This window comes from Mucilaginibacter rubeus, assembly GCF_003286415.2.
Classification (GTDB): domain Bacteria; phylum Bacteroidota; class Bacteroidia; order Sphingobacteriales; family Sphingobacteriaceae; genus Mucilaginibacter; species Mucilaginibacter rubeus_A.
Genome location: NZ_CP043450.1, coordinates 2002389 through 2026449 on the forward strand (window position 1 = coordinate 2002389; position 24061 = coordinate 2026449).

The 24061-nt window shown below is 42.8% G+C and carries 18 protein-coding genes; 15 read left to right on the forward strand and 3 right to left on the reverse strand.

Features of this window, described 5'->3' with window-relative positions:
* Positions 1–7 precede the first annotated feature (7 nt).
* The 7 genes from DEO27_RS08265 (at position 8) to DEO27_RS08295 (ending at position 12382) form a co-directional block, all read left to right on the forward strand.
* Positions 8–1180, forward strand: a complete 1173-nt coding sequence (locus DEO27_RS08265) for a FecR family protein (RefSeq protein ID WP_112570389.1) — start codon at positions 8–10, stop codon at positions 1178–1180.
* 286 nt (positions 1181–1466) lie between these two features.
* A complete protein-coding gene (locus DEO27_RS08270) occupies positions 1467–4757 on the forward strand; it encodes a SusC/RagA family TonB-linked outer membrane protein (RefSeq protein ID WP_190295356.1) in 3291 nt (1096 codons plus the stop codon).
* A 6-nt stretch (positions 4758–4763) separates the two neighbouring features.
* Complete coding sequence (locus tag DEO27_RS08275; RefSeq protein ID WP_112570391.1) at positions 4764–6272, forward strand: RagB/SusD family nutrient uptake outer membrane protein; 1509 nt, start codon at positions 4764–4766, stop codon at positions 6270–6272.
* Between the two features lie 54 nt (positions 6273–6326).
* On the forward strand, positions 6327–6863 hold the full coding sequence (locus DEO27_RS08280; RefSeq protein WP_146750026.1) for a hypothetical protein: 537 nt from the start codon (positions 6327–6329) through the stop codon (positions 6861–6863).
* Positions 6864–6880: 17 nt separating this feature from the next.
* A complete protein-coding gene (locus tag DEO27_RS08285; RefSeq protein ID WP_112570395.1) occupies positions 6881–7648 on the forward strand; it encodes a hypothetical protein in 768 nt (255 codons plus the stop codon).
* Positions 7649–7661: 13 nt separating this feature from the next.
* Positions 7662–10133 (forward strand): zinc-dependent metalloprotease, encoded by a 2472-nt coding sequence (locus DEO27_RS08290; protein ID WP_112570397.1) that lies wholly within the window; start codon positions 7662–7664, stop codon positions 10131–10133.
* Between the two features lie 119 nt (positions 10134–10252).
* Positions 10253–12382, forward strand: a complete 2130-nt coding sequence (locus tag DEO27_RS08295; protein WP_112570399.1) for a TonB-dependent receptor — start codon at positions 10253–10255, stop codon at positions 12380–12382.
* Between the two features lie 511 nt (positions 12383–12893).
* Here DEO27_RS08295 and DEO27_RS08300 read toward each other — a convergent pair.
* Positions 12894–13784 (reverse strand): winged helix-turn-helix domain-containing protein, encoded by an 891-nt coding sequence (locus tag DEO27_RS08300; RefSeq protein ID WP_112570401.1) that lies wholly within the window; start codon positions 13782–13784, stop codon positions 12894–12896.
* Positions 13785–14227: 443 nt separating this feature from the next.
* Here DEO27_RS08300 and DEO27_RS08305 point away from each other — a divergent pair, with 443 nt between their 5' ends.
* Complete coding sequence (locus DEO27_RS08305; RefSeq protein WP_112570403.1) at positions 14228–15721, forward strand: arylsulfatase; 1494 nt, start codon at positions 14228–14230, stop codon at positions 15719–15721.
* A gap of 38 nt (positions 15722–15759) precedes the next feature.
* On the opposite strand, the gene DEO27_RS08310 is transcribed toward DEO27_RS08305, so the two are convergent.
* On the reverse strand, positions 15760–16326 hold the full coding sequence (locus DEO27_RS08310; RefSeq protein WP_112570405.1) for an NUDIX hydrolase: 567 nt from the start codon (positions 16324–16326) through the stop codon (positions 15760–15762).
* 68 nt (positions 16327–16394) lie between these two features.
* On the opposite strand from DEO27_RS08310, the gene DEO27_RS08315 reads away from it, so the two are divergent.
* Positions 16395–17399: an FAD:protein FMN transferase gene (locus DEO27_RS08315; RefSeq protein WP_112570407.1), complete on the forward strand. Its 1005-nt coding sequence runs from the start codon at positions 16395–16397 to the stop codon at positions 17397–17399.
* A 12-nt stretch (positions 17400–17411) separates the two neighbouring features.
* A complete protein-coding gene (locus DEO27_RS08320; RefSeq protein ID WP_112570409.1) occupies positions 17412–18611 on the forward strand; it encodes a Gfo/Idh/MocA family protein in 1200 nt (399 codons plus the stop codon).
* Positions 18612–18659: 48 nt separating this feature from the next.
* On the opposite strand, the gene DEO27_RS08325 is transcribed toward DEO27_RS08320, so the two are convergent.
* Positions 18660–19463 (reverse strand): TPR end-of-group domain-containing protein, encoded by an 804-nt coding sequence (locus tag DEO27_RS08325; RefSeq protein WP_112570411.1) that lies wholly within the window; start codon positions 19461–19463, stop codon positions 18660–18662.
* Between the two features lie 203 nt (positions 19464–19666).
* Here DEO27_RS08325 and DEO27_RS08330 point away from each other — a divergent pair, with 203 nt between their 5' ends.
* From DEO27_RS08330 to DEO27_RS08350, 5 genes are all read left to right on the forward strand, one after another.
* Complete coding sequence (locus tag DEO27_RS08330) at positions 19667–20047, forward strand: DoxX family membrane protein (RefSeq protein ID WP_112570412.1); 381 nt, start codon at positions 19667–19669, stop codon at positions 20045–20047.
* Between the two features lie 54 nt (positions 20048–20101).
* Positions 20102–20422, forward strand: a complete 321-nt coding sequence (locus DEO27_RS08335; protein ID WP_112570414.1) for an ArsR/SmtB family transcription factor — start codon at positions 20102–20104, stop codon at positions 20420–20422.
* Positions 20419–20922, forward strand: coding sequence for an SRPBCC family protein (locus tag DEO27_RS08340; protein WP_112570416.1), 504 nt, complete (start codon positions 20419–20421; stop codon positions 20920–20922). The genes DEO27_RS08335 and DEO27_RS08340 overlap by 4 nt, the downstream gene beginning before the upstream one ends.
* Before the next feature lie 4 nt (positions 20923–20926).
* Positions 20927–21340, forward strand: coding sequence for an SRPBCC family protein (locus tag DEO27_RS08345; RefSeq protein WP_112570418.1), 414 nt, complete (start codon positions 20927–20929; stop codon positions 21338–21340).
* A gap of 263 nt (positions 21341–21603) precedes the next feature.
* Positions 21604–23943 carry a GH92 family glycosyl hydrolase gene (locus DEO27_RS08350; RefSeq protein WP_112570420.1) on the forward strand — a complete coding sequence of 780 codons (2340 nt, stop codon included), beginning with the start codon at positions 21604–21606 and terminating at the stop codon, positions 23941–23943.
* The last annotated feature ends 118 nt before the right edge of the window (positions 23944–24061 follow it).

Sequence of the window (24061 nt, forward strand, 5' to 3'; positions counted from 1 at the left end):
ATTGATTATGGCAGAATTTGATCACGAACAATTATTAAAAAAATTCAGGGAAGGTAATTGCACAGACGAGGAACTTGCTATCATCGAGTCGTGGTATGCAGACTGGAACATGAATGATCATGTCCGTCTTTCCGAAACTGAACTCAGAAAAGCAGAGTCACTGATGCGGAACCAGGTAATGGAGCGCACAGGTATGAGGACTGTACAATTCTGGCCTCGTATATCTATGATCGCCGCGTCGGTAGTGTTGATCACCTCTATATGCTTTTATTTATTAAAACTCGAGACCTCCCGTAAATATATAGCGAAACCAGCCATCGCCAGTACAGAGATCTTAGCAGGAAAGGAAGGGGCTACTCTTACACTGGCTAATGGTCATAAAATCAAATTAGGTAAGGGAGTCAAGGGGCATTTGGCTTCGCAGGGAGCAATAAACATCACCAAATCTGTTAGCGGAGAAATTACCTACACCGTACAGGATCAAAATATCTTAAAAGGTAAAGCTAATGGCGGAAATCGGGAAATGCTTTTGAATACTTTAAATACCGGCAAGGGAGAAAATTTTAAGGTCAAACTTCCAGACGGATCCCTGGTGTGGTTAAATGCAGATTCGAAAATCACTTTTCCGGTTAATATGGAAGCCGGAAAAGAACGTAGGGTTAACCTTACCGGCGAGGGGTATTTTGAAGTAGCTAAAGATGCAGCTCACCCTTTTGTTGTTAGCGTGCTTGGTACCTCCGAATTTTCGGGTCAGGAAATCAGGGTGTTGGGAACCCATTTTAATATAAATAGTTACCCTGGCGAAAGTAACGCCGCTACTACATTACTTGAGGGAAGTATCAGCCTTACTGTGGAGGGAGCAAAATTTACCAGGAAACTAACACCGGGACAACAGGCCGAGGTAAAGAGCAACAATGTCCGGATATCGGAGGTTGATACCGAAAACGCGGTGGCCTGGAAGAATGGCTACTTTTATTTTGACCGGACGGATATAACCACGGTAATGAACCAGATTTCGAGATGGTACGATGTTAATGTGGTTTATGAAGGCAAGGTCCCCGATGCTCACATCACCGGAAAAGTACATCGTAATGCTAATCTGTCTGAAGCATTGCAGATCCTGAAATACCTGGATATTAACTACAGTGTGGTTGACAGAACCATTAAGATCCGGCCTTGATAACAAACAAATTAAAATTAAACAAAACTTAAATAAGTTATTGCCTATGGTGAGATTTTACTAATAAGAGCGCACGGGGGCTTGAATAACCGTGGAAGTGTTGGAACCACAACCACGGTAAGTGTTCAGGTTATCCTATTCTGTTCAGGTGGTGCCTGGGCCGAATAAACAATTGACTATTGATTTCATTAACCTCAACCCATCAAATATAATGAATAAATATCTAATCGGGAATGGCTCCCGGCCTGGATGGCTATGGCCTGTTCCCGAGAAAATTCTCTTAATAATGAGGCTGACAACTTTATTACTGGTCATCTCCTTTGTACATGTAAGCGGAAAAGTACTCAGCCAGATCACCCTTAACGAATCCAACGCAAAACTTGAAACTGTCCTGAAAGCGATTGAAAAGCAATCGGGCTACGTTTTCGTTTATAATGCCGACAAGGTAAACCTGGACAATGTTACCGTTAGCCTGAAAAACGCAACTATAGAACAGGCGCTTGAGGCATGTTTCAAAAATACCCAGATCCAGTACCAGATTGTTAGCAAAAATATTGTGCTTCGCAGGCGAGAAGTGGTGCCGGAAAAGCCCATCGCCGCCGAGGCAATACTCATATTAGGAACAGTGACCAACACTTCCCGGCAACCCCTAAGCGGCGCCTCGGTTATTGTAAAAAGAACTAAAAAGGGGGTATCTACCGATGCCCAGGGTAAATATTTAATTAAAACTGCAGAAATTACCGATACCTTACTTTTTAGCTATCTGGGATATGTTACAAAAGCTATCCCCGCCAGGGTTGCCGCTAAATCACCCATCCTTGATGTGATTATGGAAGAGGCAACCAACGGGTTGGATGAAATTGTTATACAGGGATATGGCAAAACCAGCAAGCGGTTAGCTACAGGTGACATTACCCGGGTATCCGGAAAGGACATTTCGGATCAGCCTGTGATGAACCCCATACTTGCCCTTCAGGGTAGGGTAGCAAACGTTGATATTACACCAGTTAGCGGAACGGCGAGCGGACCTGTGAAAATAGAAATCAGGGGACGAAAGGCCTTAAATGATCAGTTTCCGTCCGATCCGCTTTATATTATCAATGGTGTCCCCCTAACCGTATTGGAGGTTCGGGGTGGAACTACCAATGCAGGAAGCGCCGCGTATTCCAGGGGCTATGATCAAACAGGTGCTGGCCCAGGCCAAAGCCCGTTTTTTAGCCTGAACCCCGATGATATCGAATCCATTGAGATATTGAAAGACGCGGACGCGACAGCTATTTATGGCAGCAGGGGCGCAAATGGTGTCATCCTTATCACCACCAAGAAGGGGCAGCCCGGTAAAATGAAAGTAGATGCCAGCTTCAACACCGGCTCCAATTTCGTAACACGATATTTTGATCTGCTGAATACTCAGCAATATATTGCCATGCGAAAAGAGGCATTTGCCAACTCCGGTGTCCAACCTACTGTAAATAATGCTGTTGATTTATTGGTATTTGATCAGTCAAAAGATACTAACTGGCAAAAATATCACAGCGGCTCTTCCAGTCAAACTAATTATACAGGGAGTGTTAGCGGCGGTAGCGAACTAACTACCTACAGGATTGGGGCCTCGTATGGAACAACACACGATCTGAGTACGATCACCGGGGGGAACAGGCGGGGAACAGTGTCCCTTTCGCTGCAAAACCATAGCGCAGATCAGAAGTTTTCAATGGATTTGAACACCTCATATGCGGCAACGTCGGTTGATGCAGTTCAGATGGATGTTCCTCTTACCCTTCCTCCAAATGCGCCGGATCCTTTTGATTCGCAGGGGAACCTGAATTTTGCCGCATGGGGGGCTGCTCATGCCAGTTACCCGTTCAATGGATTGAAGAATACCAGCGATCAGCGAGGAAACACCTTGTCAAGCGGGCTGCTTTTAACTTATAATGTTGTTAAAGGTTTATCCTTATCTACTTCCCTGGGATATACCAACACAACCAACCTGAATACAATTATTAATCCGATAGCCTCTATTGATCCTTTCACCACTCCTCCTTTTTATGGCAGGTCGCAGTTTGGAACTACCCGGGTAAGTAACATGATTGTGGAACCGCAACTTAATTACCATACATTATTAGGTAAGGGCAGCCTCGCTGTTTTAGCAGGTGGAACGTACCAGCAGAATTCTACAAGCGGTGCTAATGTGCGCGGATTGAATTATACTGATGACGCCCTTCTGGGAACCATCACTAACGCGCCAGTGGTAACGGCCGATGATATCTCTGGTAAATACAGATATATGGGTGTATTTGCCCGGGTGAATTTTAACTGGGATAGCAAATATATATTGAACTTAAACGGAAGGCGTGATGGAAGCTCAAGATTTGGATCCGACAGCAGGTTCGGTAATTTTTATTCAATCGGCGCTGCCTGGAATATCAGCGATGAGAAATGGGTTAGCGATTTCCTCCCGAGCTTTTTTTCGCTGGTTAAAATCAGGGGAAGTTATGGCATTACCGGAAGTGATCAGGTAGGCGATTATAAATATCTGACCCAATATGGAAATACCGCTATTAAACTTCCCGATTATAATGGAATTTCGCCTATTGTCCCATTGATTCAGCCTAACGCGGATTATCACTGGCAGGTGAACAGATCGACTGAACTGGCACTTGAAATAGGTATGTTAAAGGATCGATTATCGTTAAGTGTATCGGCATACCGTTCTTATTGTGATAACCAGTTAGTTGATTTTTTAACGCCTGCAATCACCGGTTTTACATCGGTTATCGCGAATTCGCCGGCGAAAGTTGCAAATGATGGTTTAGAGATAGCACTTAACGGAACCTTGATCAAAACAAACAAATTTAGCTGGTCGGCCTCTTTCAACACAGGCTTTAACCGTAACCGCTTATTGGCTTATCCTAATCTGGAAAAATCGCCTTATGCCGACAGATTGAAAATTGGCACCTCGGTTAATTCTGTTTATGTGCTTAAATACCTTGGTGTAGATCCGCTTACTGGTTATTATACTTTTGAAGACCACAACGGTGATAATAACATTACTACCACCGGCGGACCGGAATCAAGAGGGGATAGGTACATTGCAGTAAAAACAACACCTGATTTTACCGGTAACCTAAACCAAACGTTCCGGTATAAAGGCTTTTCCCTATCTGCTAATTTTTATTTAGTTAAACAAAGGGGCAGGAACTCTTTATACAACAGTATCGCGACAGGGGCAACAAATATTTCGTTGGAACGCTATTTAACCAGGTGGCAGAAACCCGGCGATCAGGCTCTTACCGCTAAATTGAGTGTGGTAACCACCGCAGAAAATTCCTTGATACTTCAAAGCGATCAGGCGTATACAGATGCAAGCTTTATCCGCCTTAACAGTATCAATGCATCTGGTGCACTTCCTAAAAATTGGGCGAAGCAAATAGGCGCATCAAATATCAATTTCATAGCCTCAGCCTCAAATATCTTTGTGATCACCAAGTATAAAGGGCTTGATCCGGTTGTTCAGAGCGTAGGAAGTGCCCTTCCAAGCAGAACTGTCACTTTTGGTTTAAACTGTTCATTTTAAAAGGAAATGATGAAAAAGAAAATTATTTCAATAACTGGTATTTGTATTGCATTGCTTTTCATTTATGGGAGCGGCTGCAAAAAAATGGTGGATGTAGGTGATCCAACAACTACAATAACTACTGAGAAAGCCTTTACAACAGATGGAACTGCCTATGCCGCTTTGGCTGGATTATATTCTTACATGCTTAATGGCGACGGGCCTCAGGCTATAACACTATCTAATGGCGGAACAACTGTTTATGCTGGCATGTCTGGCGATGAACTGACCAATTTTCTTGGTACAAGCAACGATATAGATTATAATTTCGTGAGTAATAGGCTTACGAGCCAGAATGATTTGGTTAACAGTATATTTTGGACCCCTCTTTATAAGAGTATTTACAATGCTAATTCTATTATTGACGGCATAGCGGCTTCAACATCAAATTTGCTAAAGCCCGCTGCAAGGAAACAGATCACTGCCGAAGCCAAATTTATCCGGGCTTTCAATTATTTTTATCTGGTGAATCTTTTCGGAGATGTGCCCCTTATAACCGGCACAGACTGGAAGGCTAACGCGCAGGTACCGCGAACCCCGCTGGCAGATGTGTATACCCAGATTACAAATGATTTGCTGGATGCCCAGCGCGACCTTCCGGAAGATTATGCGATAACCGGTGGTGAGCGTATCAGGGTTAATAAATACGCAGCTACTGCAATGCTGGCCCGCGTTTATCTTTATAGGAGCGACTGGAAAAACGCCGAAACGGAAGCCTCGGCCGTAATTGCCAATAGCCAGTTTGCTATAGATCCTAATCTGGATAATGTATTTCTACCGTCCAGTAAGGAAAGTATCTGGCAGTTAAAGCCTGCGTCAACTAATATTAATATACCGTCGTACGAGGCAAAGGCTTTTACGCCGCAGATGTCATGGGAAAAAGACATACCGGAAGATCTTCGCCCTCTTTACCTTGATCCAAGTGTTTTTTCGGATCTGGCAATATTATTTTTTCCATCGTATTACATGACTGATGATCTTTCGGCCACTTTTGAGGCTGGTGATCAGCGGTTAAAAGCCTGGACAAATTTTGTCGAAACACCAAACTCTCCTCCATATACCGGTGCAACTGCTCATTTTTCGAGTAAATATGCCAGACAGGGGCTTGCCGCTACACAATACCTGGTTGTTTTGCGATTGGCAGAGCAGGTGCTGATCAGGGCTGAAGCAAGGGCACAACAGGGAAATCTTTCAGGTGCCGACGAGGATTTGAATAAGATCAGGACACGTGCCGGCCTCCATACTGTAAGTTCAAGTTCGAAGGATAATGCACTTGCAGCAATTGCACACGAACGCAGGGTGGAGTTTTTTTCAGAATGGGGGCATCGCTGGTTTGACCTGAAGAGAACGGGCAAAGCGATCGAAGTTCTTGGTTCACTGTCATATAAAAAGATCACAGCAACACAGCTTCTTTATCCTATTCCGCTGGATGAGCTGCAATCAGCACCAAGTCTGGTTCAAAATCCTGGTTATTAAAATGACGGATTGTAAGGATTAAGTATTCAATATTCAAACGATAAAAAGAAAAACATGAAAAAGATATATCAATACACATTACTTTTTAGTGCTGCAGTTATGCTGCTTACAAGTTGTACAGGCCCAACCAGCGGCCCCGGCCGGAAAAAGATGCCTGATTTTACCGAACAGGGAGACGATTTCAGCAATATGCATTTATTTCAGTCTTCGCCTGGTCTTGATATGGGAAGCTCAAGGTTTGGTTTCAGTACTTCATTTACATCAGTGGCCTTTAATGGCGGAGTAAAGGATTGCGCCGCGGTTACCGTTCCGGAATCTTTAGATCAGCAGGCTTTCGCTTTGATCGGTCTTTACAAACCCTTTGCGCCAACATTAATTGCCCAGTGGTCAAAACAGCCGAATAACGGTGTTGTAATTGATTTTTCGGATGGCACCGATCAAAAAAGAAGCGATTACATGATCGAAAGTAAAGGCAATCCGGATGTTCCTGTCATTGTACTTTGGAACGATAAATCGTCGAAACGGCTGGCAACTTATCTTACGCAGCTATCGGATGTTCCCGGATTGTCGCTGAAAACATTAAGTAAATAATCAATCCTTAATTGCATATGAAACGTACAAATTATTATATATTGGGGCTTTTTGCTTTGATAGCATTATTCGTTTCCTGTAAGAAGACAGAAGATGTAGTGAAACCAACCAGCTCCATTACAGTGTATAATGGATTAACTGACGGTAGCGCAATTTTTGCCAATTTTTACAAAACCGGGAAGCTTGATTTTTCCAGTATCTCAAACGGGATACAGTCTGCATCTATAGCGGCAGGCACTTATATCCTGGAGAAGGGGGTTACATCAGGAACTATCCCGATTGATTTTTATGCTTATCCGGATAGCGCAAACGTGGCGTTAAGTGTTACGCGTGATTATAAACCATCAGGGATGTATTCTATATTCTTAGCAGGTACCAGGTCGGCGATTGATACATTGATTACGGAAGATACCATTCCGGTTGTGCCCTTAACGGATAGCCTGCTTTTGATCAGAGCAGTAAACCTGTCTAATTTCCCGGTACCGGTATCTGTAAATATACTGGGTAAAACAAGTCCTATACCCGGTTGTGAATCATTGAAATATAAAAAAGCAACCGTTTTTTTGAAAGTAAGCGTGAAGCGTGCGGATGTGTCTGGAGATGATCTTATTCTTCAGATCAGGAATGCGGCTACCGGAGCTTTATTGACCTATACAGCAGTTGCCTGGCGTCATGCAGCCAGTGGAGAATCTTCAAGCTATATGTCAAAGCCTGCTAACTTGATTATTACAAGCGCCGGAACTAATACGGTTGCCAAATTTATTTATCCTATAAAAACTCAATAGAACTTTAAAAAACATGAAAAACTATATCAAAAAGCTCCTCTTTTTAGGGTTGCTGGCATTAACTGCGCATTCTTCTTTCGGACAGACGGGAAGGGGCTGGCCATTTAACCTTTTTTCTAAAAAGGATACTGTAAAGAAAGATACGGTAGCCAAGGTAGTGCCAAGACAAGCGTTGAAGAGTTATGCATCGGTTATTACCAAAGCATTCAAAACACAGAACGGACTCTTTTCAGTTCATAGTTCAAAGGATATCATCTATTTTGAAATACCTGATTCGCTTCTTAAACGCGACATTATGGTCATTAACAGATTAACTAAGGCACCCGCCGGGCTCGGTATGTATCCCGGTGAGGAACTGGATGAAAACACAATTCGCTTCGAAAAGACCCAGGACTCAAGTATCAGGATTCTATATCACCTGATAATAAATGAGGTAGATTCTGCCGACGTGATTTCACGGGCTGTACGGGATGCCAGCGTAGACCCCGTTGCAATAAGTTTCCCTATTGTGTGTTACGGCAAGGATTCTAAGAGCTATGTAATTGATGCCTCTAAATTTCTGAAAGACAGGAGTATGGTTAATAACATAGACCAGAGTACTCAGATTGCAAAAGGAGTTAACACCTTTTCAATGAAGGACTATCGTGTTGAATCAATTCATGTGTATCCGGAAAATGTTGAAATCAGTATCAGTAAAAACATGGATTCGAAACTGGTTCCAGCTACCACTCCGCAACTTACTGTAGAATCGCATACTTCGTTCATTGTTTTGCCGCAAGTGCCAATGCGCCGCAGGCTTGCCGACCAACGCGTTGGGTATTTTGTGGATAAGCATTTCGCATTTAACGATCAGCAGCAGCGTTCGGAAATTAAGAACTTCATTGTACGCTGGCGTTTGGAGCCTAAGCCCGAAGATGTTGAAAGATGGAAGAAGGGCGAGCTTGTTGAACCCAGTAAACCAATTGTGATCTACGTGGATCCGGCTACCCCCAAACAATGGCGCCCATATTTAGTGGCCGGGATCAATGATTGGCAGAAAGCTTTTGAACAGGCAGGCTTCAAAAATGCCATTATCGGTAAGGAATGGCCTGAGAACGACACGACTATGCATATGGACGATGCTCGGTATTCTATGATCAATTACTTCCCATCGGATGTAGCCAATGCCTACGGCCCCAATATCCACGATCCAAGAAGCGGAGAAATCATCCAGACTCATATCGGTTGGTACCATAACGTAATGAGCCTTTTGCATGATTGGTACATGGTGCAGGCTTCGGCAGTAGATCCGGCAGCCAGAAAACCAAAGTTTGATGAAAAGCTGATGGGTGAGCTTGTCCGATTCGTATCGAGCCATGAAGTAGGGCATACACTTGGCCTCAGACATAATTTTGGTAGCAGTAGTCTTACCCCGGTAGACAGTTTGCGCAGCAACAGCTATCTTACTAAATACGGGCATACAGCAAGCATCATGGACTATGCCAGGTTTAATTATGTGGCGCAACCCGAAGATCATATCGAGCAGAAAAATCTTTTCCCACGTATTGGCGACTATGACCGATGGGCGATAGAGTGGGGCTATAAGTATAGCGGCGCAAATACCGAAGATGAGGATAAGAAGATCATGAACGGCTGGATCATGAATAAATCGGGCTCCGGAAAACGCACCTGGTATGGTGATGGCGAAACCCGTAAATGGGACCCTCGCTCACAAACTGAAGATCTTGGTGATAATGCCATGAAGGCAAGCGCCTACGGTATCAGAAACCTGCAGCGTATTGTTCCCAACCTGGTAAACTGGACAAAAGGTGAAGGTGGGGTTAATAACAATCTTCTTACCATGTACAAAGCGGTTCAGTCACAATATTTCAACTACATGGGGCATGTGCTAAAAAATGTTGCCGGCCTTTACTATAATCCAAAAAGTGAGGAAGAAAAGGGGCTTGTTTACGTTCCGGTAAGCAGAAACCGCCAAATAGAGGCCCTGGCATTCTTTAATCAATATTTGTTTAAAACCCCCGAATGGCTTTTAGATAAATCAGTAATGGCGAGGATTGAGGCTCCGGCAGATCCCGATTTTATTTCGGATACGCAGATCAGGGTATTGAATACATTGCTGGATTTCGGAACATTAGGCCGTATGCAGGCCCTGGTAAATAAATTTGGTACAAAAGCGGTTCCGGTAGATGACTTTGTGGCCGTTATACATAAAGGTATATGGAAAGAAATTGAAACTGATAAAGCAATAAAAGTAGATAAGTACAGGAGAAATCTTCAAAAAGCGTATCTGGGGAATCTCATTGCTATGCTGACTTCAAAAGAATCGGAATCTGCTGAAAATGACGCGTTTTCAATCGTTAAAGCCGACCTGTACAAGCTTCAGACAGAGCTTAAGCGTGCTATCCCAAGATCCACAGATAAGTTGACCACCTATCACTTGCAGGATTTGGAAAGGCGCATCGAATCAATGCTGAGACTAAGCTAAGCACCATAAAAGTTTCTGGATAATCAAAATAACCCGGCCGATAGGCGGCCGGGTTAAATAATACTGTCCGGAGTTTGAATATTATAGTGAAGAATTACAAATGTTTGTTATGGGCAGTCATGTTATTTCCGCTGTCGGCAAATTCTCAGGAAAAGCTTAAAACTATATATGGAAAAGTATCCGATTTGGAATTTAAAGCACTTTCTGGTGCTACCATAAAATTAAAAGGGAAGCAGATAGGGGCCTTTACGGATAGTCTTGGTTATTTTAAAGTAAACACTCGCTTTAGCGGAAAACACTGGTTGTTTTGCTCATCTGTAGGTTTCAGAACAGATAGCGTTTTAGTCGATATCGGAAAGGATAGTACCCGGGCAGATTTCCAGTTAAAAACCACAAATAATGATTTAAACGCTGTAAACATAGTGCTTAAACGAAAGATTGGTGAAGTACCGAGAACCTACACGCTCAATGAATATGATATTGTTACAACGGCCGGTGCAGTTGGTGATGTTTCGGCTGCATTACAGACATTTCCGGGCGCGTCGCCTGCCGGGAATGAAACGGGACTTTTTATTCACGGAGGCACCTCGCAGGAAACCCAGGCTTTTTTTGATGGCATGCTGGTGAAAAATGCGTTTGGAAGCAGGTTGCCAGATGTGGCTAACAGAAGCCGTTTTTCGGCGTTTTTGTTTGAACGCACAACTTTTACCGGCAGCGAAGGATACGGTGCCGAGTACGGCGAAGCGCTTTCGTCTGCTTTTATAATGGATACCAAGGGAATTCCCGGGGCGTCGTCAACCGAGTTTTCGCTCCTTAGCCTTGGGGCTGGAGCTGCCCATACAGAACGTTTCAAAAACAGTTCATTAATGGTTGGCGGCAATTATTATAATTTTGGATTAAATAATAGTGTAATACCTCAAAATACATTATGGCGCGAAGATCCCCGGCAATACCAAACATCAACTCATTATAAATTAAGAACTAAAACAGGAGGCATGGTTAAGGTATACGCCGATTACAGTGATACCCGGCTGGCTTTTGATATCAGAAACCCTAATAAAGATAGTTTTGATCTGTTAGGAAACACCAATAGAAACTTTTATCTGAATGCTACATACAGGGAATACCTTGGGGCAGATTGGAAGCTTTTTGCCGGGGCGGCCTATAACCGCACCCTGGAGAGTGGAAAAGTAAACGCTGACCCTTATAATCAAAACGATAATGCCTGGCATGAAAAAATTACCTTGTCGAGGAGTTTTGCTAATAACAGTTTAATCACTTTAGGGGGAGAGCTGTTTCAAAATTCAAGGGCTGAGGGTTATGCCGGGATGTATCGAAGTTATAGTGATGTGCTTTCTGCATTGTTTGTTTCTGCCGACGTTTTTGTTAGCAAGGTTTTATCAGTACGATCTGGAATACGTGGAGAGTATTCTGCCTATTTAAACAAGTATAACCTTTCGCCGCGGTTAGATCTTATCTTTTTTGCAGGCAGAAAAAGCAGCTTTACATTAAATTACGCTTCATATTATCAAAAACCGGATGATAGTTTTTTGGCCCAGACAGCTAAGCTTAAATATGAGGAATCGATCAATTATGCGCTCTTGTATGAACTGAAAATCCCGCACAGAAATCTTAAGGCAGAAGTTTTTTATAAGGATTATAGAGATCTGACAAAGATCACAACTCCGGTGTTTTCAGGATTTCAGGCGTATGGTCCCCCTGTAGTTATTTATGATTTTAATAATCAGGGAAGCGGATATTCGCGCGGCTTTGATTTGTTATGGCGGGATCAAAGTTTTGCCGTTGGCGAATACTATGTTTCTTACTCTTACCTTGACACCAAGCGCAACTATATCGATTACCCTGTTGCCGGCAGGCCTCCATTCGCGCCCGAGCATGTGCTTAATATAGTGGGACGAAAATACATAACAGGGTCTAATATCCAGGTAAGCGGGACGTATACCTTCAGCAGTGGAAGAACCTATTTTAATCCGCTGAATCCCGTGTTTCTGTCAGATAAGACCAGGCATTTCAATAATCTAAGCCTTGGCCTGAGCTATATACCCCCAATGAAAAGGAATTTTGCCGTGTTTAACATCACTTTTGCCAATGTACCTGGTTTTAATCAGGTATATGGCTACCGGTACAGCTATGACGGAAGCAGAAGCGAGGCGATACTACCACCAAGTAAAAGGGGCGTTCTGATCAGTTTCTTACTCAATATCGGAGATGGGCAGTTTAACCATTAAGGAAATATATCGAGGCGCTTCTAATTAAATATATCATAAAAATAAAATCAGTTTTAGTTAACCAAACCTTTCCAAATTTTCAAGTATTGAATTAGTTAGTTGATTATGTTGTGCGCAGACGGCGAATGCCGCTGCGCTCTTTTTTTGAATATTCGAAATGCGGTTTTGGTACTTTTGCATAATCAAATTATACCCTCTTAATTCTTTTCCAACACGCTATGTTAAGCATCGATTGCAAACTGGACGTGCATGGGGCGCTGGAGTCTTGAAATGGCGCCCGTCGCTCCGGCCGTGTTTAGTCCAGATGTCGTCGTACTACCAATCCGGATGGGTCTTGGTAATCGATTTCTTGTGAGGATTATAGACAGGGCTCCCCAATCTATAGTAATACCATAGCTATGGAGCGATAATACTGCTGTATTACCATGGCTTTTTCGGAATCCTGGCTAAATCAAAACAGGCTTGATCAAATGGGAGACGGATTTAATTTTTCAAAACCGGAAGATTCCTGTTAAGAGCTGATCTCTAACTTATATCCTTTCCCGCGCACAACAATAATATTGATATCAGGATCAGGTTCCAATTTTTTTCTGAGTTTCGATATAAACATATCCAGGCTGCGCCCTACAATAACACCTTCATCTTCCCAGATCTCTTTTTGCAGCCTGCTTCTCTCTATAGTTTTATTAGGAGATAACGCTAAAATGTTCAGTATCCGCGTTTCAGTTCCGGTAAGGTCTATGGCCATTTTATTTACGATCAACTGCCGTGTCTGAGCATCAAATAAAACTGAGCCTAAAGTTAATATGCCGGTATTTTCGCCTTTAGGGGCCTCTTTTCGAGGTTTAACAGATCTCAAAAAAATAAAACCGATAAATGCTAAAAGTGGCAAGCTGGCTAAAAGGTATCCTTTTTTTGCAATAACGGTGTCTGTAGGTTTAAATTTAATATCAATCACGTAGCGGGCTGCGGGTTGTTTTCTCCCTTTACATGCTACAATATCATCTTTTTTATTCCCTGATATAGCAAACCCATAGGCAACGCCGGCGTTGTCACAGGTCAGGACATTAACAATATAATCCTGTGTAAGCGGGTCTTTGGCTAATAAACGCGTCGTAGTGCTTACCAGGGAGTCTGATTGAAAGGTAAGATTATGCTCAAACCTGATCTGGTATTCGTTTTCTGCAATTTTTTGTACGGGGAGTACCCTTGATGCGCTGTCGCCCGATTGTAAAAGCAGTTCATCGCCTATTTTACGGAGCAAAACTTCCCTTCTGGCGGTATCAAAGCCGTTGTCGCCGGTTAAACTGAACGCCATACAGATCACAGAAGCAAACAGAAATATCAATGATCCCCACAGGTACTTGCGTGACCTGAAGAGCAGATTTAGGCTATAACGCATCGTATTGAGATTTTATTTACAAAGTTTACAATTTTAATTTACAATAATGATTGCTTAGGCTTAAAAACACCAAAGCAATTTTGCCGAACCAATTTTAATAAGATATGAACAATAAAAGAAACGTTTTTACGGCCTGCGTATCGTACTGGCAGGAGTAATTTATTTACCTGTACAGGCTTGGCAAAAAAAAATGATGCTCAAGGCGTTATTGAAAGATAGGTTTATCAACTACCGATATTGTAATTCTTTCGCAGGGCTAATTTTCGGTTAATGTACAGGATATCTTTGGTGTCAGGGAATAGGAATCTAAAACAGAACTTTCTAATTTAGCATGCGACCTAAGCCCGGGTACTGTATGATAAATTAGCATGAAAAAATAATGGGGCAGTTCAAAATTTTATAACCAGGTGTCAGAGAATATAGAAGACTAAATTTAAAACCTTATGAAATTTCTTTCCTTCATTCGTCAGATCGTAACGGCATCTTTCCTACTGTTTGCCATAACTGCAAACGCGCAAAAAAAGCCTAACATCATTTACATTTATGCTGATGATCTGGGTTACGGGGAATTAGGCACTTATGGTCAGCAAAAGATAAAAACCCCCGTTTTGGATAAAATGGCGAAAGAGGGGATAAAGTTTACACAACATTATACCAGCACGCCGGTTTGCGCGCCGGCGCGCTGCATGTTACTCACCGGCAGGCATGGTGGTCATTCCTATATCCGCGGTAATTATGAGTTTGGAGGTTTTGCCGACTCGACAGAAGGAGGGCAGATGCCCTTGCCCGAAGGTACATTTACCATTGGCCATATGTTAAAACAGGCTGGCTATACTACTGGGGCCATAGGCAAATGGGGGCTGGGAATGAGTACTAATACGGGCGATCCCAATAAGCAGGGCTTTGATTATTTTTACGGCTATCTTGACCAAAAGCAGGCTCACAATTACTACCCAACCCATTTATGGGAGAACGGAAAGTGGGACACACTGCACAACTCCAGTATTTTTGTACATCGGAAACTCAGGGACGATGAAACGGATAAGACAGCTTACGACTATTTTATAGGGAAAGATTACTCTATAGACCGCCTCTCGGCTAAAGCACTTGATTTTATCGGCAAGAACAGGAACAAACAATTTTTCTTGTATTTGCCCTTTACCATTCCGCATTTATCATTGCAGGTACCGTCTGAGGCACTGAAGCCTTATTTAGGAAAATTTGATGATAAACCTTACCGCGGCGAGAAGGGGTATGCGGCTACCTTATATCCGAGAGCAACCTACGCGGCCATGATCACTTATATGGATGCGCAGATCGGGAAGATCTTCGCATTATTGAAGGAGCTGAAACTTGATGAAAATACAATCGTGATGTTTTCGAGCGATAACGGTGCAACCTTTGATGTTGGGGGTGTAGATACCCATTATTTTAACAGTGTTGGGGATTTGCGTGGCCGGAAGCAGGACCTTTACGAAGGCGGTATCCGCGAACCTTTTATAGCGCGATGGCCGGGAAAGATCCCCGCCGGTAAGGTGAGTGACCTTGTTTCGGTTCAGTTTGATATGATGGCAACATTTGCCGAAATAGCTGGTATAAAAGCTCCGAAAAACGATGGCTTATCTATATTGCCAACGTTACTAAATAAGCCGGGGCAAAAACAGCACCCATATTTATATTTTGAATTTCCTGAAAAAGGCGGACAACTGGCTATCAGGTATGGACACTGGAAGGGCGTAAAATCAAATATGAAAAAGGACACTGCTGCCCGCTGGGAACTTTATGACCTTAACAAGGATCCGTCTGAAGAAAATGATATAGCCTCGGTGCATGCCGATCTGACTGCCTATTTTGATCAGATCGTTAAAAAAGAACATCGCCAGGCACACATTCACGAATGGGAATTTATTGATCCGAAATTTAAATCCGGCGATTGACAGAAGCGCTTAAACTACGATAGGTAGCCGACCGTATGTTACAAAAAGACTGCCGGATACTTCCGGGCTGCAATCAAAATCAAATTCATCGAATCGGTCACCCAAATTTTCCCGTTATCTACCATTTTTAAGGCCTCCGAAGCCGGGACTATAAACAACTCAATTTGTTCTGTTGCGTCCGGTTTCGGAATAGAATTGAATTTAGCATCAAATAAAATATAGCCGTAGGTTACCTGGTGTAGTTTTGTTGGATTGATGGCCATTGTTGTTAATGGCACAAGCTCCTGTTCATTTGCTCTTATACCACATTCTTCTTCAAGTTCGGCAATGGCCGATTGCGTTAACGTTTTATTGGCTTGCTGCATGCCTCCCGGAACTTCAATCAGAATTTCACCCAGCCCGTGCTTATATTGCCTTACCAAAACAATTTCGTTGTTGGGCGTAATTGGCAATACCTGCACTACGTTGCCTAATGGCGAAAAGTAATAATCGTCAATTATTAACTCATTCGGAAGTTTGGCCTTTTGTTTTCTGAGGGGGAACCAATGGCTCGGAGATACGTCGGTATCCTCCAACACTATCCAGGGTTTGATGAAGTTTGACATAAGAGGTGTCAAAGTTATAAAACCGGCTCAGATAAATCGACAGAAAGCTTACATTTGGTTATCTGACTATGAAAATAACCATACTGACGTGTACCTGCGTCTTTATTTTGTTATGCTGTGCCTTTGTACAGCAGGAGCCACTCCGTCGCTTCGAGCTGAAGGGGTATGCCCAGGGTACCACCTATAGCATCGTTTATTACGCCCCCGACAGTCTGGTGAGCACGGGCCAAACAGATAGTTTATTAAAGCGTTTTGATGAGTCGGTGTCCCTGTATCAGCCTAATTCGCTTATCAGTAAGTTTAATCATTCTGCGGGAGGTATCTCAATAGATGAAACATTCAAGGTGTTGGTAGCGCGTGCATTGCAGATTAACCGGGCAACCGGTGGATTGGTCGATCCTACAGTAAAACCTTTGGTTGATGCCTGGGGATTTGGTGTGGTTAAACCCGGCCACGACCCTGATCGGAAAGAAATACAGGCTCTTCTTGCCAATGTGGGCGCAGATAAGATCACCCTAAAAGGAAATTTTTTGCAAAAAAAACTGCCAGGAGTACAACTGGATCTTAACGGGATTGCTCAAGGCTATTCCGTTGATTTACTGGCCTCTTTATTGGAGCAACATGGCATTCATAACTACCTTGTTGAGCTTGGCGGCGAATTACGTATTAAAGGCCATAAAACCGGGAACGAACCCTTTAAGGTAGGTATTGAGGGAATTAGCGGCGATGATCTTGATCCCGCCCCTATGCGTAAAGTGATTGAGCCGGGGGATGGCGCCATTACCACATCTGGTAATTACCGGAAGCATCACGAAACGGGTGGTAAACAGGTATCGCACCTAATGAACCCGTTAACGGGCTACCCGGTACAAAACGAAATGATCAGCGTTACGGTTTACGCGAAAGACGCCATCACTGCGGATGGGTATGATAACGGTTTTATGGCAATGGGGCTAAAACGCACGCTGAGCTTTCTGGCTAAAACGAAGGATATGGGTGCTTATATCGTATACCGGAAGCCGGATGGCCATGTAGCGGATACGGTTACTGTTTATTTTAAAGGATATAAATAACAAACTGAATAAATGGAGAGAAGAACTTTTTTGAAAAATACAGGTTTGCTGACGGGCGGGATACTGCTCAATCATAATTTAAGCGCTATGGAGCCCGTGAATGATCCTGTTAAAATAGCAGTGATCGGTTGTGGCGACCGCGGTACCGGCATCATGAATATTCTTAACAGTATGCCTGATAAGTACCGTATTACTGCTTTATGCGATGTGCTCGACTTCAGATTGACGGCAGCACAAAAGCTGACAAAAACAGATGCCGTAAAAACATATACAGACTATCGTAAACTAATTGATGATAAACAGGTAGAGGCCATTATTGTTGCTGTACCGTTGTACCTGCACTACCAGGTGGCTGCCGATGTTATTCGCTCAGGCAAGCATTTATACCTCGAAAAAACAATGACCTATAATATTGAGCAGGCGCTTGAACTTGTTAACCTCATGCATGGGCGCACCGGCCAGATATTGCAAGTTGGGCATCAGTACCGCTACTCGCCTTTATATTACCGGGTTAAGGAAATGATCAACAAAGGCTACCTGGGCAAAGTAACACAGGTAGATTGCCGCTGGGACCGCAACGGAAACTGGCGTCGCCCGGTGCCTGATCCGTCCCTTGAGCGGGCTATTAACTGGCGTATGTATAAGGAATATTCGGGCGGGTTAATGGCCGAACTGCTTTCGCACCAGATTGATTTTATTAACTGGGTTTTTGATACCCATCCGCAGGAGTTTTTTGCAACCGGCGGCATCGATGTTTTCAAAGATGGCCGTGAAACTTATGATAACGTACAGTTGATGCTCCGCTATCCGGACCTGAGCCTGATCGGCAACTTCGGCGCCATGTGCGGCAACGCACATGACGGGTACTTGTTTAAAATAAAAGGTACGCTTGGTACCGTATCCCTGCTAACCGATCAGGGTATGTTTTACCCCGAGAAAAAGTTGCTGACTGAAAAAGGAACGGTAGATGGTGTGACCGGCGCGACACGTATTGTGTGGAACAGGGACGGTGGTACGCCTATTTTACCGGAAGCCACGAAAGATGGTACCTGGTACGCGTTTAACGATTTTTATCAGAAAATACAGCATAAGGAACTCCCTGATAGCAATGTATTCACCGGGGCCCGGACAGCCATCAGTGTGCATCTGGGTAATCAGGCCTTATACAGCCAAAAGATCTGTAACTGGGATAATAGTTATAAAATTGGATAAGTTAACGGCCCGATATTTATAAATATGGGGCCGTTTTGTTTTAAGGGTTTATGCTATCAATGATAGAAACCTTGGATCTTGCTGCAAGTTTTGAAGTTCAGGGAAGCTTCTTGCATCTTGTTTCAAATCAGGATCAAGTTGGAAAGTTGTAGTTAGGTTGTTTAAACAGAGTTCAGTGTTTCCCAGCAGGTTTTGAATTATTGCTGTCTGGTAGTAGTTCCATGCAAAAGGTAATTCTACATTAAGTGCCTCAAAAATATCGAGAGCTTCATTAAAACGCATTTTCGCTTTTAGATAAAGCGCCTTTCTGTATTTGATATTATATGCATCTTGTGGATTGATGGCCACTAATGAATCAAATATTTTTAAAACATGGCTCTGTGGGTTATCAATGTCTGCCAGTTGACTGATGACTTGCACCAATTCTATATCAAAAGGATCTTCTACGTAAGCATTGTAAACTAATTCAAATGCTTTTTCTCTGTAACCATTATTAATTAAAGTTTGGGCCTGGCTAACTAAACTATTAAACCGATCTTTTTTACTTTTAAGATCATTCCAACGTTTAAGTGTTTCAATAACTTCATTTGCCTGTTTTTCGCTCAAATGAAAATCTTCCATTTCCATAAGATATTTGTACGCCGACGAATAATTCTGCTTGTTCTCGTTATATTTCCATAAAGCAACAGCTAATACTTCCTGTTGAAATTGCCTGGTATTAAACGTTTCATCACTGATTGAGCTACGTTCTTGAGTTAATTTTGGGCCTCTACGTAAAGGGTTTTCTTCGTTTATGGGTTGATTTTCCCGCGCATTTTGGATAGTCTTTTTAAAGAAATTTAATATTCCCATAAGTGTTTAGGTTTGTGTTTTAAAATATATGGAGTAAATCTATACAGAAACTACCTTAAATCAAACCGATATAACTCGCTGGTATACTAAAACATTCGTTGACGCATTCAAACCGGAAATTTTTTCAAAATAAATTTGCGAAACTGATTGGTTGCGTATATATTTGCAACCAATCAGTTTCATAAACTTAAAATAAACCAATCATGAAAAGTAAAATCCAATTTGTTTTATGCCTGTTAACCGGGCTTATGTTTATTAACGCCGGCCTGAATAAATTCCTGAACTACATGCCGATGCCTAAAGATATGCCCGAAAAAATGATGAAAGTTATGCAGGCATATATGGAAATAGGCTGGCTCATGCCACTGGTAGGGGCTGCGGAGGTTGTGGGTGGCTTGTTATTGATTATCCCAAGAACAAGAGCGCTTGGCGCAGTTGTGCTTGTACCTATTTTAACCGGTATTTTATTATCCAATATTAGTGTGGCTCCGTCTGGTTTGCCTATTGTATTGGTATTGATAGCGATTGTTGCCTGGGTGATCATCGATAATTGGGAAAAATACCTGCCAATGATCAGGAAATAAGTTTTTCAAATAAACCGGTTAATCTTATTTAACCGGTATGTAATTAGCACTTCAATGAGAAGAGACATTTTTCAAGCCGTTGCCGACCCTACCCGTAGGGCTATTATTGCCTTGATTGCATTACAGGCCATGACGCCTAATGCTATCGCCGAGCATTTTGATACTACACGCCAGGCAATTTCAAAGCACCTGAAGGTTTTAACCGAATGCGAACTCGTGAAACAGGAGCACCAGGGTCGGGAGATTTATTATCTATTGGAGATTGACAAAATGAAAGAAATAGACAAATGGCTGGAGCAATTCCGGAAAATCTGGGAAACGCGCTTCCTGCAACTCGATAACCTTTTATCAACCTTAAAAAAACAACAAAAATGAAAAGCAATTTGTATTTCGACTTCGTTGCCGACAAAGTAAAAAACACATTAACTATTAAACGTGAGTTTTTGGCCGACAGGCAATTGGTTTGGGATTGCTACACCAAACAAGAACTGCTTGACCAATGGTTTGCGCCAGCGCCATTAACAACCAAAACTAAGTCGATGGATTTTAGCGAGGGTGGCCACTGGCATTATGCCATGGTTGATCCAAACGGTACAGAATATTGGGGCTGGACAGGATACTTGAAAATTAAGCCCATTGATTACTATACCGCATTGGATGCTTTCTGTAACGCCGAAGGCGAAATAAACGAGGATCTGCCCAGGGCCGAGTGGCTTGTGAATTTTACCGATAGGGGAGAAAACGCTTTGGTAGAAACAGTTGTTACCTATAAGTCGCTTTCTGATCTGGAAACTGTGATCCAGATGGGTATGGAACAGGGCATGATGGCAACACTCGAAAAACTTGACCAACTATTACTAACCTTAAAAAAATAATAAAATGAGGAACAAGATCACAGTTACCACTACGGTAAATGCAGACGTGAAAAAAGCCTGGGACTACTACACCAATCCGGAGCATATTACAAAATGGAACTTTGCCGATCCTTCATGGCAATGCCCATCGGCATCCAACGATATGCGGGTTGGCGGCAAATATTCTGCAAGGATGGAGGCTAAAGACGGAAGCTTCGGTTTCGATTTTGAAGCCACTTATGATGAAGTTATTGACGGCGAAAAGTTTACCTACACTATGCCAAACGGGAGACAAGCTTCTGTAGCTTTTAAAGCAAGCGGCAATCAAACTGAAGTTGAGGTAACATTTGATCCGGAAGACCAAAACCCCATCGAAATGCAAAAAAATGGCTGGCAGGCTATACTCAACAACTTTAAAAAGTATACCGAAGAAAACTAAAAACGGTTACAGCAATATTGAACAGCGACTGTCTCGAAAAGGCAGTCGCTGTTTTTATGAAAAATAAAAATCAACTAAAATTTGCTAAATCGATTTTATTATATAATTTGGTCGTGTAATAACCAATTAATAATACCGGTCAATTTTTTAAAAGCTGAATGATTATCTGTCATAAAAAACTTACGCCGATTAGAGTTTTTTTTCGATAATAAATCACAGTTTCGGACTGCCAGATTTTAAACAATAAAACCGGTGCTACCATTATGAGCATAACTACTCTACCTGTATTAAAAAAATATTTAGTCGCTGTATTTGCTGTGGGTTTATCTCTCGGGGTAGCCACAGAACTGAAAGCCCAAAACGTAGCTTCGTATGTTAACCCTTTTATTGGCGCCAGTACCAGTGCCGATGGGGCGGGTGTTTATCATGGTTTAGGTAAAACTTTTCCGGGTGCTGCTACGCCTTATGGATTGGTGCAGTTAAGCCCTAACACGATAACAGGTGGCGATAATGGTTCTGGCTACAGTTATGAGCATACAAGTATTGAAGGTTTTGCCTTTACTCAAATGAGCGGTATTGGCTGGTATGGCGATCTGGGGAACTTTTTAGTAATGCCGACAACAGGTGCGCTTAAAACAAGTGCCGGTAAGATAGGTACAACCGGCGTAGGATACCGTTCTGCTTATGATAAAAAAAGTGAAAAGGCATCTGCCGGTTACTATAGCGTTCAGCTGACAGACTACAATATCAAAGCCGAGGCCACTGCAGCCCCTCACAGCGGTATGCTGCGTTTTACCTTTCCTCAAAACAAACAATCACGCATCCAGATTGATCTGGCCCGGAGGGTAGGTGGAACATCGACATTACAGTATATAAAGGTGGTTGATGATCATACTATTGAAGGTTTTATGAAATGTACGCCCGATGGAGGTGGCTGGGGCAATGGCGATGGCAAGGCGGATTATACCGTATATTTCTACACACAGTTCAGCAAACCGCTGAAAAATTATGGTGTTTGGAGTGCCGATATTCCTGGCGATTGGAGCCGGAAACTGGACGATGTAACCAGCGATAAATACCAGGAGCGTGTTGCCAAAGCCGAAGTATCAAAAGGTTTAAAAGAAAAACAAGGCAAGCATCTCGGTTTTTATACCGAATTTGCAACCAACGCCAATGAACAGGTGATACTCAAATCAGGAATTTCATTTGTAAGTATCGCCGGTGCTAAAGCCAATCTGCAGGCCGAAATAAAAGACTGGAATTTCGACGCGGTACACCAACACTCCGTTAATCTATGGAACAGCGCTTTATCAAAAGTAAGTACCCAAGGTGGCACCGCTGAGCAAAAAACGGTGTTTTATACAGCGTTATATCATACCATGATTGATCCGCGCATTGTAAGTGATGTTACCGGGCAATACATGGGCGGCGACGGAAAGGTTCATCATACTACAACATTTAAGAAGAGGACTATTTTTAGCGGTTGGGATGTTTTCAGGAGCCAGATGCCTCTGCAAACCATTATTAATCCATCATTAGTTAATGACCTGGTTAATTCACTGGTTACCCTTGCTAACGAAAAAAATAAGGATTACCTGGAACGATGGGAGTTATTGAATGCTTACAGCGGCTGTATGCTTGGCAACCCGGCGGTAGCTGTTATGGCCGATGCGTATGCCAAAGGTATTCGTAACTATAACATACCCGATGCCTATAAATTAGCCGTGAGCACTGTTGAAAAATTTGGCAATGGCGATAAAGGCTATACTCCGGGTGGTGGCGGCATAAGCTATACGCTTGAGTATGCTTATAACGATTGGTGCGTTGCGCAGCTTGCAAAAGCGCTCAACAAAACACAGGACACAAAAAAATACGGCGAAAGGGGAGAAGCCTTTAAAAATATCTTTGATGCGGACAAAGGTTGGTTCCGCCCCAAAGATAGTACCGGTAACTGGCTACCATGGCCTGCAGAAGGGCGTATTAAACAATGGTATGGCTGCGTGGAGAGTAATCCTTATCAGCAAGGCTGGTTTGTGCCTCAGGATGTTGACGGCATGGCAAAATTGATGGGCGGCCGTGAAAAAGTGATAGCCGATTTGAACAATCTTTTTGAAAAAACGCCCGATAACATGATGTGGAACGATTACTATAATCATTCCAACGAGCCTGTACATCATGTTCCGTTTTTATATAACCGGTTGGGAGCTCCCTGGCTTACCCAAAAGTGGACCCGCGAGATCTGTAACAGGGCATATAAAAACTCTGTAGAGGGATTGGTGGGTAACGAAGATGTAGGGCAGATGTCGGCATGGTATGTATTGGCAGCCAGTGGCTTGCACCCTGTTTGCCCTGGCGATACCAGGCAGGAGATTACCAGTCCTGTATTTAATAAAGTAACCTTGAGGCTCGATCCTAAATATGCAAAGGGTAAGGCGTTCACCATTATCGCCAACAATAATTCGGCAAAAAATATTTACATACAAGGGGCAAAGCTTAACGGTAAAACTTATAACAAATGCTATATCGACTATAAGGATATTGCTGCCGGAGGCACACTTGAGTTAAGCATGGGGGCAACGCCAAATAAAAACTGGGGGATTTAATAGTTTAAAAAAAAAGGTAAAGGTGCGGGTGATTTTTATGTTTAATTGCTAAATCGATTTTATAAATAATTGATTTTACAACGCTAACCAAACATCAAACCAAATTATAAACCAAACC

Excerpts from the sequence above, each read along its gene's own strand:
- DEO27_RS08265 (WP_112570389.1), top strand. The coding sequence starts at position 8 with ATGGCAGAATTTGATCACGAACAATTATTAAAAAAATTCAGGGAAGGT.
- DEO27_RS08270 (WP_190295356.1), top strand. The coding sequence starts at position 1,467 with ATGAGGCTGACAACTTTATTACTGGTCATCTCCTTTGTACATGTAAGC.
- DEO27_RS08275 (WP_112570391.1), top strand. The coding sequence starts at position 4,764 with ATGATGAAAAAGAAAATTATTTCAATAACTGGTATTTGTATTGCATTG.
- DEO27_RS08280 (WP_146750026.1), top strand. The coding sequence starts at position 6,327 with ATGAAAAAGATATATCAATACACATTACTTTTTAGTGCTGCAGTTATG.
- DEO27_RS08285 (WP_112570395.1), top strand. The coding sequence starts at position 6,881 with ATGAAACGTACAAATTATTATATATTGGGGCTTTTTGCTTTGATAGCA.
- DEO27_RS08290 (WP_112570397.1), top strand. The coding sequence starts at position 7,662 with ATGAAAAACTATATCAAAAAGCTCCTCTTTTTAGGGTTGCTGGCATTA.
- DEO27_RS08295 (WP_112570399.1), top strand. The coding sequence starts at position 10,253 with ATGTTATTTCCGCTGTCGGCAAATTCTCAGGAAAAGCTTAAAACTATA.
- DEO27_RS08300 (WP_112570401.1), bottom strand. The coding sequence starts at position 13,784 with ATGCGTTATAGCCTAAATCTGCTCTTCAGGTCACGCAAGTACCTGTGG.
- DEO27_RS08305 (WP_112570403.1), top strand. The coding sequence starts at position 14,228 with ATGAAATTTCTTTCCTTCATTCGTCAGATCGTAACGGCATCTTTCCTA.
- DEO27_RS08310 (WP_112570405.1), bottom strand. The coding sequence starts at position 16,326 with ATGTCAAACTTCATCAAACCCTGGATAGTGTTGGAGGATACCGACGTA.
- DEO27_RS08315 (WP_112570407.1), top strand. The coding sequence starts at position 16,395 with ATGAAAATAACCATACTGACGTGTACCTGCGTCTTTATTTTGTTATGC.
- DEO27_RS08320 (WP_112570409.1), top strand. The coding sequence starts at position 17,412 with ATGGAGAGAAGAACTTTTTTGAAAAATACAGGTTTGCTGACGGGCGGG.
- DEO27_RS08325 (WP_112570411.1), bottom strand. The coding sequence starts at position 19,463 with ATGGGAATATTAAATTTCTTTAAAAAGACTATCCAAAATGCGCGGGAA.
- DEO27_RS08330 (WP_112570412.1), top strand. The coding sequence starts at position 19,667 with ATGAAAAGTAAAATCCAATTTGTTTTATGCCTGTTAACCGGGCTTATG.
- DEO27_RS08335 (WP_112570414.1), top strand. The coding sequence starts at position 20,102 with ATGAGAAGAGACATTTTTCAAGCCGTTGCCGACCCTACCCGTAGGGCT.
- DEO27_RS08340 (WP_112570416.1), top strand. The coding sequence starts at position 20,419 with ATGAAAAGCAATTTGTATTTCGACTTCGTTGCCGACAAAGTAAAAAAC.
- DEO27_RS08345 (WP_112570418.1), top strand. The coding sequence starts at position 20,927 with ATGAGGAACAAGATCACAGTTACCACTACGGTAAATGCAGACGTGAAA.
- DEO27_RS08350 (WP_112570420.1), top strand. The coding sequence starts at position 21,604 with ATGAGCATAACTACTCTACCTGTATTAAAAAAATATTTAGTCGCTGTA.